The sequence below is a fragment of the Mesorhizobium erdmanii USDA 3471 genome (genome assembly GCF_000472705.1).
Classification (GTDB): Bacteria; Pseudomonadota; Alphaproteobacteria; order Rhizobiales; family Rhizobiaceae; genus Mesorhizobium; species Mesorhizobium erdmanii.
The window spans coordinates 511,360-525,237 of sequence record NZ_KI421453.1; the positions used below are offsets into that span (position 1 = coordinate 511,360).

11 protein-coding genes are annotated in these 13,878 nt (G+C 57.8%); 3 read left to right on the forward strand and 8 right to left on the reverse strand.

The features are described 5' to 3' along the window. Positions 1-175 precede the first annotated feature (175 nt). A complete protein-coding gene (locus tag A3AU_RS01000000136335) occupies positions 176-1,603 on the forward strand; it encodes a glutamate-1-semialdehyde 2,1-aminomutase (RefSeq protein ID WP_081709710.1) in 1,428 nt (475 codons plus the stop codon). Between the two features lie 163 nt (positions 1,604-1,766). On the opposite strand, the gene A3AU_RS0129755 is transcribed toward A3AU_RS01000000136335, so the two are convergent. Genes A3AU_RS0129755 through A3AU_RS0129765 form a run of 3 tightly spaced genes read right to left on the reverse strand, consistent with a single transcriptional unit; the run spans position 1,767 to position 4,524 of the window. Beyond that, the gene (locus tag A3AU_RS0129755; RefSeq protein ID WP_027056141.1) at positions 1,767-2,420 is read right to left on the reverse strand and encodes a PIG-L deacetylase family protein; all 654 of its coding nucleotides are present in this window, start codon (positions 2,418-2,420) and stop codon (positions 1,767-1,769) included. Beyond that, entirely contained in the window at positions 2,417-3,232 is an 816-nt protein-coding gene (locus tag A3AU_RS0129760; RefSeq protein WP_027056142.1) for a sugar phosphate nucleotidyltransferase, read from the reverse strand. The genes A3AU_RS0129755 and A3AU_RS0129760 overlap by 4 nt, the downstream gene beginning before the upstream one ends. Further along, positions 3,229-4,524 carry a class I SAM-dependent methyltransferase gene (locus tag A3AU_RS0129765; RefSeq protein WP_027056143.1) on the reverse strand — a complete coding sequence of 432 codons (1,296 nt, stop codon included), beginning with the start codon at positions 4,522-4,524 and terminating at the stop codon, positions 3,229-3,231. The genes A3AU_RS0129760 and A3AU_RS0129765 overlap by 4 nt, the downstream gene beginning before the upstream one ends. 329 nt (positions 4,525-4,853) lie before the next feature. Here A3AU_RS0129765 and rfbC point away from each other — a divergent pair, with 329 nt between their 5' ends. Continuing rightward, positions 4,854-5,405, forward strand: a complete 552-nt coding sequence (rfbC, locus tag A3AU_RS0129770) for a dTDP-4-dehydrorhamnose 3,5-epimerase (protein ID WP_027056144.1) — start codon at positions 4,854-4,856, stop codon at positions 5,403-5,405. On the opposite strand, the gene A3AU_RS0129775 is transcribed toward rfbC, so the two are convergent. The 5 genes from A3AU_RS0129775 to A3AU_RS0129795 all read right to left on the reverse strand — a co-directional run bounded on the left by A3AU_RS0129775 (position 5,400) and on the right by A3AU_RS0129795 (position 12,122). After that, positions 5,400-6,719 (reverse strand): DUF4910 domain-containing protein, encoded by a 1,320-nt coding sequence (locus tag A3AU_RS0129775; protein ID WP_032918344.1) that lies wholly within the window; start codon positions 6,717-6,719, stop codon positions 5,400-5,402. The genes rfbC and A3AU_RS0129775 overlap by 6 nt on opposite strands. A gap of 5 nt (positions 6,720-6,724) precedes the next feature. Beyond that, positions 6,725-7,786 carry an NAD-dependent epimerase/dehydratase family protein gene (locus A3AU_RS0129780; RefSeq protein WP_027056146.1) on the reverse strand — a complete coding sequence of 354 codons (1,062 nt, stop codon included), beginning with the start codon at positions 7,784-7,786 and terminating at the stop codon, positions 6,725-6,727. Positions 7,787-7,989: 203 nt separating this feature from the next. Then, positions 7,990-9,351, reverse strand: a complete 1,362-nt coding sequence (locus A3AU_RS0129785) for a glycoside hydrolase family 140 protein (protein WP_154674691.1) — start codon at positions 9,349-9,351, stop codon at positions 7,990-7,992. 14 nt (positions 9,352-9,365) lie between these two features. Then, positions 9,366-10,748: a DUF4214 domain-containing protein gene (locus A3AU_RS0129790; protein WP_245235600.1), complete on the reverse strand. Its 1,383-nt coding sequence runs from the start codon at positions 10,746-10,748 to the stop codon at positions 9,366-9,368. 303 nt (positions 10,749-11,051) lie between these two features. Further along, positions 11,052-12,122 (reverse strand): acyltransferase family protein, encoded by a 1,071-nt coding sequence (locus A3AU_RS0129795; RefSeq protein WP_027056149.1) that lies wholly within the window; start codon positions 12,120-12,122, stop codon positions 11,052-11,054. Positions 12,123-12,404: 282 nt separating this feature from the next. Here A3AU_RS0129795 and A3AU_RS01000000136340 point away from each other — a divergent pair, with 282 nt between their 5' ends. Continuing rightward, positions 12,405-13,862 carry an oligosaccharide flippase family protein gene (locus A3AU_RS01000000136340; RefSeq protein ID WP_032918347.1) on the forward strand — a complete coding sequence of 486 codons (1,458 nt, stop codon included), beginning with the start codon at positions 12,405-12,407 and terminating at the stop codon, positions 13,860-13,862. The last annotated feature ends 16 nt before the right edge of the window (positions 13,863-13,878 follow it).

Consider the following 13,878-nt stretch of genomic DNA (forward strand, 5'->3'; position numbering starts at 1 on the left):
GTTCCAAAAGCGCACGGATCCGGCTGTTCTAAAATTCCAAAGATCGCCTCATCATGCGGAGCCAAGGGCGGATCCGCGCCTTCCATCCACCATAAGTGCTAACCGGTGACCTTATGGAGAACGCGAAAATCCAGGGCCAAACATGTAGACTTTCTATCAACATGGAGTGGTCCGCATGTCTGAGCAAAACCCCTGTTTTCGAAAATCCGGACGCCTTCAAGAACGTGGTCGTGAACTGATCCCGGGCGGAAGCCACACCTACGCGAAAGGCGAGGATCAGTATCCCATTCTCGCGCCTGGCTTCATCGAACGTGGTCTGGGGTGCCACGTCTGGGATGTCGATGGTAACAAATACATCGAATTCGGCATGGGCAACCGTTCCGTCGGGCTGGGGCATGCCTACCCAACCGTGCTCAGAGCGGTGGAGACGGCGCTCAGCGGTGGCTCAAACTTCACGCGACCAGCCAGGATCGAGGTCGACTGCGCCGAAACATTCCTGGAGCTCATTGGCGCCCAGATGGTAAAGTTCTGCAAGGACGGATCGGACGCGACTTCGGGGGCTGTCCGCCTTGCCCGCGCATATACGGGTCGCGATCTCGTCGCATGCTGCGCCGACCACCCCTTCTTTTCAACAGACGATTGGTTCATTGGGACCACACCGATGAATGCGGGAATCCCGGAAGCGGTCCGGAACCTGACCGTCTCTTTCCGGTACAACGACATCGCCAGTGTAGTGGATTTGTTCAACAGGTACCCGGGGAAGGTTGCCGCCCTGATCCTCGAACCCTCCCGTGGCGACGATCCGGCGGACGGGTTCCTGCATGAAGTCCAGAATCTTTGCAGGGAAAACGGCGCACTGCTCATTCTCGACGAGATGATCACCGGGTTCAGGTGGCATGCGGCTGGCGCACAGGCGCTCTACGGCATCGAACCGGACTTGTCGACGTTCGGCAAGGCCCTTGGCAATGGATTTTCGGTCTCGGCCCTGGCAGGCAAACGCGAATATATGCGGCTCGGTGGGCTCGATCATACGGATCGCCCCAGGGTGTTTCTGTTGTCGACCACGCACGGGGCGGAAACCCACGCGCTTGCCGCGGCGATCGCGACCATGCGCACCTATCGGGACGAGCCCGTCATCGAACATCTGCACCGTCAGGGAACGAAATTAAGGGACGGCATCGCAGAGGTTGCCAGACACCATGGAGTTGATAGGCATTTCAAGGTTGTCGGCCGTCCCAGTTGTCTGGCGTACACCACGTTCGATCCAGGCGGCAAGCCCTCGCAGACATACCGTTCCCTGTTCCTGCAGGAGACGATCAAGCGTGGTGTGCTCATGCCATCTCTCGTCGTCAGCTACACTCACGACGACGCCGCGGTCATGAAGACGATCGAAGCCGTTGACGGGGCGCTGGCAGTGTACGCGCGGGCCTTGGAATCGGGACCAAGCCACTTTTTGGTCGGTCGCCCCTCGCAACCCGTGTTCCGTCGCTTTAACAATGGCGATGAACAGGCAAGGATGCCTGTGGCCTCTGCGAACCCACTCGCTGCAAGCAGTGCAACAAGCCGGCAGTCAGAGGCCCACCGGCTCGTCGCAACGTCATGACGTTGTGAAGACGTTGCTTTTTCATTCTCTTGGATTGAGCCAGCGCGGCATCGCATTTCGGCCGAGAGATAGTGGCGAGGTAGGGAACGTTCGTGGGGTAAATGGACCGCTTGGTCAGAGTTCGCGCACCCACAGCTTCTTCGCGAGATAATGTAGCCACCTGCTAAAGAAGCCTGGCCTTTCTGAGCGTAAATGCCTCGGCAAAATGTTCCGGCGCCCGGCACTCCATCCCGCGCAATCTTGCCAGCCCGGCGAATGTCTCACGGTCGAACCAGTCCTTGGAGCGCTGCGTCCCGAAGTGCTGGTGTAGAAGCTCGATCTTGCGTTCCAGCACGGCGGCCGTAAGCGGCACATAGGCATTTGGTTGGCAAAGATCGCCATCCCATTTGGGAATCTCGTATTCGATCACGAGATGATCGCGGAAGACATTCCAGGTCAGTTGGTTGACTTCCCGGTGGTCCTGATGCGCATCGAACCTCGCGTGGGTCAACACGACGTCGGCATGAACGCGAGATCTCAAATCTATCAGCCACTGCTTTATCGCTCGGCTGTGGGCCGGGAAGTAGCTATCCTCGAAATCCGCGATATCAATCCTGGACGATTTCGATCCCTCAAGAAACGCTTCGGCCGAAGCGCTGGCCTCGGCCGACCGCTGGCCGCCGGCGCTCAGTACACACCAGTGGACGTCTAGTTTGACCCCAGACTCGATCAATCCGAGAATAGTGCCGCCGGCTCCGATCTCGATGTCATCGGAATGTGCACCAAGGCAGAGGATCGAAAGTTCCTCCCCGCGACGTGCGAGGCCAAGCCCTCTCATGATGCGGCCAACACCATGCTGCGCCTGATTTTTTCGGCGGTGACCTTCTTGTTCCAGGGCATGTCGCCTCGTTCGACCATGTCTTCGAGCGATTGCCAATCGCGCAGCGTGTCCATCGAACGCCAGAAGCCCTCGTGCTTGTACGCCATAAGCATGTTGTCATCGATCAATCGTCTGAAGGGTTCGAGAACAAGCTCCTCGCCGTCTCTCATATAGTCGAAAATCTCCGGGCGAAACACGAAGTAGCCGCCATTGATCCAGATCTCCGACGTATCCGTGGTGCGGAACTCGCGCACACGACCGTCTTCCGCGATGTCGGCCAAATGGTATGTCAGCGGCGCGCGCACCGCAAGAAAACAGCCGATCTTGCCGCTGGCCTCGAATCTCGCGATCACATCGTCGAGATCGACATTGGTCAGGCCATCGGAATAGTTGGCCAGGAACATCTTCTCGTTCTTGACCTGGTCCCTTGCTGCCCAGAGGCGTTCGCCAATATTGCGCCAGACCCCCGTATCAAGCAGGGTAATGCTCCAGTCCTTGACCTTGTCACCGAGCAGTTTCACATCCTGGCCTCCCTGCGTCACCACGCAATCGGAAAAAGTCTGCGGTCGTGTGTTGAGGAAGAAATCCTTGATGACGTTGGCTTTGTAGCCCAGGCATAAGACGAATTCGTCATGTCCATAGTCGCTGTACCACTGCATTACGTGGCGCAGAATCGGCTGGTGGCCGAGTGGAATCATCGGCTTCGGTATACTGTCGGAATAGTCGCGGATCCGGGTCCCGCGACCGCCGCAGAAAAGGACAACTTTCATCTCCGTAACTCCGATGGATCAATCACTGTCACGAAAGGAATTGGCACCACAAACCTTGCACCCCAAGCAGCGACATGGCGCATCTGCTCGATGATCTCGTCCTTCAGGTTCCATGGAAGGATCAGGATGTAATCTGGCCGGGCCTCGTCGATCGCCTCGACGGATTTGATTGGGATATGCATTCCCGGTGTGAAGCGGCCATGCTTGTAAGGATTACGGTCGACGGTGAAGTCGAGGAAGTCGGTGCCGATCGCGCAGTAATTGAGCAGCGTGTTGCCCTTTCCGGGCGCACCGTAGCCACAGATTTTCTTGCCTTCGCTTTTGGCCGAGATAAGAAAAGCCAGGAGGTCGCGCTTCGCACGCTGTGCCTTGTGGCCGAACGAGGTATAGGTAGCCATCTCCGTCAGCCCGTGCCGCTTTTCGCGGTCGAGAAGTTTGGCAACTCGACTACTGACGCCCCAGCTACTGCCCTCATTGGCGAGATAGACGCGCAGTGAGCCGCCATGGGTGGACAACTCCTCGACGTCGACCAGCCGCAATCCGTGGCGAGCAGCCATCACGTCGATCGTCAGCAGCGAGAAATATGAAAAATGCTCGTGGTAAATCGTGTCGAACTGGTTCTCCGCCATCAGTCGCTCGATATGTGGAAACTCGAGGGTGACCACGCCCTCTGGTTTGAGCAGGATTTTCATCCCAGCGACGAAGTCATTGAGGTCCGGCACCTGCGCCAAGACGTTGTTGCCGATAATGAGGTCCGCGCGAAGTCCTTCGGCCACCATTTGATTTGCCAGCCGAACCCCGAAGAAGTCGACCCGGGTGGGCACGCCCTTCTCGACGGCGGCGCGCGCAACATTGGCGGCGGGCTCGACGCCGAGCACAGGAACGCCGAGCGGTAGAAAGTGCTGCAGCAGGTAACCATCGTTGCTTGCGAGCTCCACTGCAAGGCTGTCGGAGCCAAGCCCAAGGCGTTTTGTGATCGCCTGGCAATAGACTTTCGAATGAGCCACCCAGCTTGTCGAGAACGAGGAGAAGTAGGCGTATTCGCTGAAGATAGTCTCAGGGCTCATGTACTCCTTGAGCTGCACCAGATAGCAGGTGTCGCAGACAAGCACGTTAAGCGGATAGTAGGGTTCCATCTGATCAAGCTGGTCGGCCTGCAGGAAACTCTCGCAAGGCGGCGACATGCCAAGATCGACCAGGGTATTGCGCAGGAGCGACCCGCAAAGCCTGCAACCGACATTCCGGCGTGCCGCACCACGATCGCGAACGATTTCGACAGCCTGAATGTTCATTCCCTACTCCTGGACGGCTGGTTTGGAAAAACGGAGACGCTGTGGGCTACGAAGAACCTATGCTTGCCGCCAGCGCCTCCGTAGGCAGATGGCGGCAGGTTAGAACCCCGCCCCCCTTGGTTCGATTTGCCAATCCGTCGGGTGCCTTAGTCCTTATAGAGAACTGGCTGCGGCAATGCCGCCGCCAGCCCGCCGAACGGCTAAAGCGATGTTGCGGATCTACCGCTATCGGAGAGGCCACCTAAGGCTTAGGTAGCCCTTCCAGCTTAGGCTGACCACGCTGACAATTAACGGGCCGGTCTAGCTCGGCACCGGGGATTCAGGGCGACATGCAGTTTACCGAAACAGAGCTTCAAGGCGTCTGGCTGATCGAGCCTACTTCCATGGTTGACGACCGTGGTTCTTTCACTCGTCTTTTCTGTGAAAAGGAAATGGCTGACTGCGGTCTGGCGACGCGTTTTGTCCAGCACAGCCGTGCTCATTCGGTCAAAAAGGGAACGCTCAGGGGGCTACATTACCAAGAGGAGCCTTATGCCGAGATCAAGCTGGTCTCTTGTGTCCGCGGCGCGATTTTTGACGTTGTCGTGGACCTGCGCCCGAATTCGCCTACACGCTATAACTGGCTTGGTTTCGAGCTGACGCCCGAGAACATGAAGCAAGTCTATATCCCTGCCGGGTTCGCTCACGGGCTCCAGACTCTTACGGACGACACCGAGGTCTCGTATCTCATATCGCAGTTCTATACGCCCAACGCATCGACAGGCGTCCTCTACAACGACCCTGCCTTTTCGATTAGCTGGCCACTGATGCCGACAGCAATGTCGGACCGGGACAAAAGGTGGCCCCTTATCAGACGGCGGACCGCTGCCGGAGCCTCATAAGGCTGCTGTCAGGAGACCGTATTCCGAAAGAAGTATCGCCGCGGCGGCCAGTTCCTTGAACGGCAGGTTCGAACGCTCCGCCATGGACAATAGCGAATGCTGGCCGTCGGCGAGGTTAAGCACCCAAAGCAGGGCCATCGACGTTACGCCTGACGATTTCTGCCCTCCTACGGCTGCATAGAGGTCGCGCTTGCCGAGTTGTGGTTCGCCCTTGGGGAAGAGGTTCAACGGCGTCCAGTTCTCTTCAACAATGTCGATCACGTCCGTCAAGATGCGAAAAGAATCCTCGAGATGTTCCGGGCGGATGAAGTCGAGGTTGTCGGCCGACGTGTGGTATTCGGGGAAGGTCCCGTGAACGCTCCGCTGGAACATACCGACCGGAAGGTTGAAGCCCGGCGAACAGTATTGCCTCTCATCATAGCCGTAGGGGGAGAAATCCATCAGCTTCGCTCCGGCTTCACGCCCGAGCACGTGCGTCATCGCGCGGTCGATGAAGGCGTCGCCGCGGCGGCTGCGCTTGTAGGCCGGGCTTGCGGCGTCCCCAACACACGAAAGGACCAGGCCGTGGTCGATGAGATGTGTCCGGTCTTCATTGCGAGACAGCCATGCGATCGAGCCGATCGTGCCAGGAGCGAACAGGAAGCGGTAGCTGTTTCGCGTATGCTTTGCCTTTAGACTTCTTGCAAGAAGCGCCAGCAGGGCTAGTCCTGAACAATTGTCGTTGGCCAAGGAGGGATGACAGATATGCGCGGAAAGAAGGAATTCCCGGTCCGTCTGCCCGCGGTGCAGATATTCGCCATAGGTCAGGCTGCCGTCCTTCAATTCGGTATCGATATCCACCCGATAAAGACCGTCAGGCAGCCTCGTCAAATGGTCGTGAGCCATGCAGAAACCCCAGGTCGGGGCGTAGTAGCACGTACGATAGGGGATGCGTTGGGGCTGGTCAGGCAGCGTATGGATGTGCGGTTTTAATTCTTCGAGCGTCAGTGTTCCCTTGAAGGGAGTGCTGTAGTTGACGACGTGCAAGTTGGAGTCGACAAAATCCACGACCGTCTGCCCATCCGGGCCTCTGATACTGGCCGAGCGGATGTTCCATTCCTTTGGAACGGTCCAGTCGAACACCTGCGTTCCGGTGGGTACCTCATGACGCTCCAGATTGACGTGCTCCGACAGGATATCCAGAGTTCGTCGCACGCCGTCTCCGGTGATGCTCCTGCAGATCGGAAAGAGTTGTTCGGCCAGAGCGTAGATTTCCTGGCCGACACTCATAGAAGCAGGTGGCGAGCCGAGCCCGTCGGGGTTCACATGTTCCATCCCGGCTATCCCGCCATAGCCTCCAATGTCCTCGAGGCTTCGGCGACCCGCATCCGCTCGTCCAGAAGTCCGCTCGCGAGAAGATGCCTGATGTGGCCTATGCGCTGGAAGCGCGGGCCCTCGAATTCCTCAAGGGTGACATTCGACTTCCGATAGGCTTGGTAAAGTTGCTCGGCACCCTTGCGCGCATCCCATTGCGGTTTGAAGGCAGGAAGGGCAAGCGCGATCTTGTCGAAGTTGACGCGGTAGGAGCGTTTGTCGGGTCCGGCATCGGACGCGAATTCAAGCCGGCAGTCCGGCACGACCTCGGCAACGATTTCGGCTATGTCTCGAATCCTATAATTGTGGTCCGTCCGTCCCACATTGAAGGCTTCGTTGTGGATGCTCTCGCGCGGCGCTTCCAGCCCGGCAATGAACGCCCTGGAAATATCCTCGATGTGGACGATCGGCCGCCATGGCGTTCCATCGGACTTTAGGAGGATGACGCCCTTGGTAACCGCCCAGGCAACGAGATTGTTCAGCACGATATCGAATCGGAGCCGGGGCGACAGCCCATAGGCCGTGGCGGGCCTAAAATAGACGGGAGAGAAGCTGCTGTCGGCCAGTTCGGATATATCCCGTTCCGAAAGCACCTTGGACCAGCCATAGGGCGTAACCGGGTTCAGGTCGCCTGTTTCGTCGACCATCCCGTCGCCGGCCTGTCCGTAGTTGCTGCACGACGACGCGAAAAGGAAGCGCGACACGCCGGCCTCCTTGGCCGCCGTCGCGAAACGGACGCTTCCCTTATGGTTGATCTCGTAAGTGATGTCCGGATCGAGATTGGAAAGCGGATCGTTGGAAAGCGCTGCCAGATGAATGACGGCATCAAATCCTTCGAGGTCGTGCGCACGCACGTCCCGGACGTCCTTTTGGATGGAGGGAACGGAAGCCCGCTCTCCTCCCGAAGCAAACGTGCAGCGCCGGTACAGATCGCTGTCATAGCCGGTCACCGAATGCCCTGCACGGAGCAGCATCGGCACCATCACCGAGCCGATATAGCCTTGATGGCCGGTTACCATGACTTTCATCGTGCACCTCTTCTCAAGTGGATAGTGATCGCGCAGAGGCTACTTGGACCCAGAGGAATGGAGGAGAACGCCAATGGGCGACCAGGATGCCCTGTTGGACGAAGCGTAGTCGCCGGCTACTTCTTTCGGAGCGGTGCTGTCTAATCCTTTCGGGCCAGTTGGCGCGCACGCCTGGCCCTCCCTTGCCGCAAGGAGCGCCGCGTTTATTGGCTTTGCGCCACAGGGTCTTGAGGTATGAGTTCCAGAATCCAATCCCTATATCCGCGACTGTTGAGTTCTTGCGGCTTGAATCCTGTTCGCTCCGCCTTGAAGGGCGAACCTATGACATCGGTCACTTCCCCACTCGTAGGATCGCGCCAGAGGGCGCGGATAGAAGTCGTCGACAGTTGCGCAAGGTCGATGGTGACGCCGTCATTGTTGGGCATATAGACGACGGCATAGGAGCCGTCCCTGGCCGTCGCGGCGACCGCCCTCCCCATGTCCTTGCCCATGCCGTCGACCAGCAATCTGTTCTTGCTGTCAGGTTCGAGCAGCCACCACTTTATTGACGAGATGAAATCGAAAAGCCCCTCCATGCTCTTCGCGCCGGGACTGTCGAGAGCCTCCTTCCACCCCATAGTCGGTCGAAACAAGCCAGGCCCACCGAAATGCCATATCGGGTTGTTGCCGTAGAGATGCCCGAACGCACCCGATAGGATCGCCTGGTAGGCCTGAATTCGGATCCGGTACTCGTCGGCGCCATATTCGAATTCGTAGGCGGTCTCCATCAGGAAGAAGGGCATGCCCCTGTTAAGATTGTGCTCCCTGATCGCTGCAGTGTAGACCGGGCCGTAAGTGAAGACGTTGTTCACCTCCAGCCAGGGTTCGTGCCCCCAGAAATCGACTGGCGCCGTGTCGGAACCGCCGTGGAAAGTGCTGAGGGCTTTAGGATCCTCTTCCATGATGGCCTTGGCGAGAGCCCTGACGAGATCCTTGTCCGCAGGATTGTAGTCGCCGCCGTTGACCCACATGATATTGTCGAAATGCCGGTAGCGACGTCCAACAAAGTGGCCGTAAGCGCTAAGCTTGCCTACCCCTGCCGCGGACATTTCCTGATACCAACCGTCAGGGCCACCGCCATATCCAAGATATGCCGGAGCGAGCAACACCAGGAAGCCAAGGTCGCATGCCTTCTGCAGAACGCGGTCTGCATGAGCAAAATACGCCTCGTTCGGAGCAACGAAATCGCCGTTTTCAGCGAATGGCTTCTCGCCGTATGCGTCTGCAGGCGCGTTTCGGGAGAACCGGTGTTCGAGAAGGTTGACCAGAACGGTGTTAAACCCGCGAGCTTTGCGGTCCTCGAGGTAGAGATATGCGTCTTCCTCGGTCAGATCGCCGATCAGCGACCACGGCGAGTCACCTTGCATGAAGAACGGGTGGTCGTCCCCGTCGACCGGATAGCTCTTCCCCGATTCGATCCGGAGCGGGAACACTGTTCCGCTGCTGCTTCCGCAGGCCAAGCTTCCCGTCGCCATGACTGCGAGAAGGGCGCCGGCCATGAAAACAGGCGCGATGCGCACTGTCATGACACTCCTCTCGTTCACCCAGGGTTCGGCACGGCGGACGCTTCACGGATGGCAGTGTGTTTGGCGTTGAACTCGCTTGAATCAACGATGCCGAAAGCCACGTCCTCACGTCTCATGGTTCCCGCACGCAACTGCCGGGCATAGGTTTCGATCCCATAGTCGTCCGCGGGACGGTCGAGCAGCAGCAGGTAAAGGAAACTGACATAGGCGCGGTCGGTGAGGCCGATCGTGGCATATCTGGTTTCGAATTCACCCGTACCCATCATTTCCACGACCATGCCGGCGAGTTTGCTGTCGCCGCTTTCAAGTGCCGCCGACCAGCGATTCAAACTGGCGGCATCACCCTCGTGGCCAAGCACGAGGCAGTAGGCGAAGCTTGCCTGCCTGAAATATTTCGGCTTGTTCGCTGCTGTGGTCTCGGGATCGCACTTCCGATTTGGCTTGGGTAACGGCTGCGGGCCGCGAGTGAAGTCACGCACGGTCCTGTAGGCGGGCTTCGGCTCGCCGACCCTCCATTTGCCATCGGAGGTGGCGGTGAGCCGCACCAATCCCATATTGGCTTCGAAGCTGGGGGCCCAGTAGGTTTCATCGAACAGTTCGTAGATTTGCGCGGCTTCGACCTTGTATTTGTCGCTGAGCTGGCGAAGCCGTGTCATTGTCTGCTGCACGCCGTCGGCCTGCTGCCGTTCGCTACGCTGGCTGCCATAGGGATTGTTGAATTCGGTTACCCAGATCGGCTTGCCGTAGCCCGCGATCTCGCGGAAAGCCCATTCCGGATCTTCGCCATACATGTGCCAGACCGAGATGTCCCAAGCGATTCCATCGTGCTTCATCCGGGCGAACGCGCCAGTGTGGCCCCATCCGGCGGTGCCGATCGCCTTCCTGATGCCCGGATCGACCTCTGTCATGCCTTCGGACAGGCCCTTGAGGACGGCGCTCACCTTCACCCAGCGCGGGCCGTAGTAATCGAGTGTTCCCGTTCCTCCTGCCGGTCCCCATCCACACGGATATTGGGAGCCGTCATCGCGTTTCTCGCACGGCTTGATGATGGCATAGTTCTCCACCTCGTTGCCGAGTTCCCAAACGCGGATATCGTTCTTGAACCTAGCGCCAAGGGTGACCGCCAGTTTTCGGGTCTTCGCATAGATCTCGTCCGGGCTTTCCTTGTCCATGTCCACGACCGGCGTGAGGACCGGCAAAATCTCGATCCCCCTCGCCTTTCCGGCATCGACAAGGTCGGCAAGCATATCTGCATTGTCCTCGCCCGTAACGTTGACCCTGTATGACTTCAGGCCCAGGTCCTTGATGAAATCCAGTTGCCTTTCAAACGGGATGCCCGGATAGGCAGTTATCGGATGGCCATTGACGCCCCAGAGGAGATCGGCGGAAGCGGGCACTGCTGTCGCCAGCAGGCAGACCGCAGCGGCTGTGAAACGAATGGACATGGCAACTCGCCTCCCGGCCAAATTGAGACTGGATAGTCGAGACTGCAACCGCAGGACGCAATCTGCCCATACGGGTGAATGGGCAGCTCGCGCTACCCCTTTCGGAGGTCGCGTCCTACCCATTGGAATCACGCCATTGGTCCGCGTTGGTAAGGACAGAAGTACGCACTGTCGTGTTGGCGAGGGGATGAAAGCCGTGCCGGCACTTTCGGTTCGCTCCTCGGCTCCGCAAGTTTATGAAGCCGGCGCGCCGGGTCAGTTCGAAACGGTTCCAGCCTCCAGGAGCGGCTGTCCTCGTTGGCGCCTCGTGACCTTCCGGACGAAGTCGAGAGTCGGCCTTTCCACAAAGATGTGTGTCAGCACCCCGACAATAATGCACACAAATACGACGGCGGGGGCGAAGATAACTTGTGACATTCCTCCGACAAACGTCGATTTGATTACCCAGCCGTAAGCGATCATGACGAAGATGTGGCTCAAATAGAGAGCATAAGACGCATCACCGAGAAGGACTACCGCGCGTCCGGCTTTCGATTGCGGCCGTCTGATTTGTAGGAATGCGGCCACTATCATGGTTGCTGGAAGCCCCCACACAACGACCCGAAAAACTTCGGACAAATTATCGGGATGATCTACGAAAATCGGAGCAACAATAATAACTATAAATCCGATAACGCCTATTATTATCGGCACTCTCCACTGCCTGGCGAAGGAAAATGACAACGCCAGAACAATACCAAAACAAAACTCCATCACGAGAGGGCTGGAGATGAAATTGGAGAAGGTCGATTCCTGAATTTCGCGCCCGACCAGCATTCCACTCAACATTATAAAAATCGTCGAAATAGCCGCCGGGATAATTCTTTTCAGATTTAGGCAGACGGCAAAAACTATGTAGAAGTATAATTCATATGAAAGCGTCCATGCGACATAGACAAGCTTGTCACCTGGAAGTATGAATATTGAATTCAATACTGTAAATAGATCTACGTTCTTGTTCTTAAGGAAACCTGCTGCGCAGATCCCAGCGATGACCGCGCTGCAAATCCAATACAAAGGGAATATACGCGTTGCCCGCTTGATGAGGAAGCGCTTTGGTGATTCAGAAGGCTGGCCTGGCGGAAAGCTGACATACACCATGATAAATCCGCTAATCACAAAAAATAGATCGACGCCAGCACCGCCAGATGCCGACATCCAGGCAGGGCTGAACCGGCCAACTTCCGATCCATCCGACATGTCAAGGGTATGGCGAAGTATGACCCCCAATGCGGCGATCGCGCGAAGCGATTGAAGTCCATATAGATCGCGATTTTTCTGGTTCATCTCGCCCCCCGGATGAGAAGAAGGTGGATCACCGTAAGTGCTCCCTCAAGTAATACCAATGCATACCTCCGGTGGATGGGGTTGGGCCTCTTTGCACCTTATTTATCCAGTCGGATCAATCCTGAACTGGCCGGGAGGCAGTCCGGGCACCCGGGTTCCCGCCTCCCCGCTACCGCTTTAGTCGGTGTCCTTCCCTAGCCTATTGGGCCTACTGACCGGCAACTCTGTTTGTCGGACTATCCATCGGGGCGCAGGCGGCCGCGTCACAGGGAAAGGACACCCATGCTCATGGTAAAACGCGCACTCTTTATGAGCGTGGGTGAACGCTACGTCCTGCTCGTGACGAACTTTGCCACCGCGGCATTGATTTCCCGAATATTGACACCTCGGGAGATCGGGGTGTCAGTGATCGGCATGGCGATCCTGGCGATAGCCCTGTCGATCAGGGAATTCTCCAGCTCGAGCTTCCTCATCCAGCGCAAGGATATCAGCCGTGAGGATATCCGCGGCGCCTTTACGGTGACGTTCATCCTCACCGGAGCCATCGCCACCACCCTCGTCGTCGCGTCCCCTTTCCTCGCCTCGTTCTACAACGAGCCAGGCCTCATTCCTTACTTCAGGGTCATCTCGGTCTGCCTCTTCCTCGATGCCTCGTTCAACCTGATAACCGCTCTCCTGCGGAGGGAAATGTCCTTCGGCAAGATAGCGGCAATCGACATAGCAGGAGCTGTGACGAACTCGGCAGCGACGATTGTGCTGGCATTGGCGGGCTTCAGCTACATGAGTTTCGCCTGGGCTTGGTTTATCGGCAGCGGTCTCTCCGCAGGTGTCGCCCTTGCCCTGTGCCCGCATTTCTGGATGTTCAAGCCGTCCTTGGCCAACTGGCGTGGGATGATCTCGTTTGGTGGATATAACGGCGCTATCGCCATACTTTTCCGCATGTTTGACGCCTTGCCCCTGCTCCTGTTGGGCCGCTTCGTGTCACCGAATGCGGCTGCCTTGTTCAGCAGGACACTGTGGATCGGCCAGATACCCGACAAACTGGTCATCGGCGGCGCCATAGCTGTCGTGCTGCCCGCCTTCTCGGCCGAGGCCAGACAAGGCGGGGATTTGAAGCGTCCCTATCTGTCCGCCCTTTCCCTCATCACGGCGCTTCACTGGCCGGCGCTCCTCGTGCTGGCGGTTCTGGCGTATCCGATCGTAAACATCGCGCTAGGTCACCAGTGGACCGAGGTCGCGCCGCTCGTGCAAATCGTCGCGATCGCGCTGCTCTTTTCCTTCAGTTTCGAACTCAACTACCCTGTAATGGTTGCGATGGGAGCGATCCGAGACTCGTTCATCCGCGCATTGATCGTTTTCCCGGTTTCCGGCATTCTCCTTTCCTTAGCCATCGTCCTTGGCGGATTGCAGGCAGCCGCATGGTGCATGCTGGTGACCGTGCCGTTCCAGGCGTATATTACCTTGAGCTTCGTCCGACGCAGCCTAGGACTGGAACGCAGGGACGTGACCGCAGCATTGTGGAAAAGCGCCGTCGTTGCCTTCGCGAGCACGGTCCCACCCCTGGCAGCCATCGGAATATCCGGTTCCGGTTTCCGCCTCTCCAACATGGAAGCGATTGTCGCGGGATGTTTAGCGTTGGGAGGATGGGTGGCCGGATTGATCATCACCCGGCATCCCCTTCTTGACGAGATCATCAAGATTTTCCCGGCACTCAAGCGAGCGCGGGCTTCAGCAGGTTGACCCACAGCTGCCGGCA